The sequence below is a fragment of the Rhodoplanes roseus genome, from assembly GCF_003258865.1.
GTDB classification, from domain to species: Bacteria; Pseudomonadota; Alphaproteobacteria; order Rhizobiales; family Xanthobacteraceae; genus Rhodoplanes; species Rhodoplanes roseus.
Genome location: NZ_NPEX01000857.1, coordinates 1 through 265, shown reverse-complemented (window position 1 = coordinate 265; position 265 = coordinate 1). Strand labels below are relative to the sequence as shown.

Annotated in this window: 1 protein-coding gene; it reads left to right on the top strand. The window is 63.0% G+C overall.

The window, feature by feature from the left end:
- Positions 1 to 265 (top strand): sodium/proton-translocating pyrophosphatase (locus CH341_RS32730; RefSeq protein WP_146604790.1); only part of this gene is annotated, 265 nt, incomplete at both ends.

Below are 265 nucleotides of genomic sequence, written 5' to 3'. Positions count from 1 at the left end.
TTCTCGGGCGGCAGCCTGTTCTTCTGCGGCATCGTCGGTCTCGCCGTGACGGGCCTGATCATCTGGATCACCGAGTACTACACCGGCACCAACTATCGCCCGGTGCGCTCGGTCGCTGACGCCTCCGTCACCGGACATGGTACCAACGTCATTCAGGGCCTCGCGATCTCGATGGAATCGACGGCGCTTCCGGCGATCGTCATCATCGCGGGCATTCTGGCCTCCTATGGTCTTGCTGGCCTCTTCGGCATCGCCATTGCCGTGC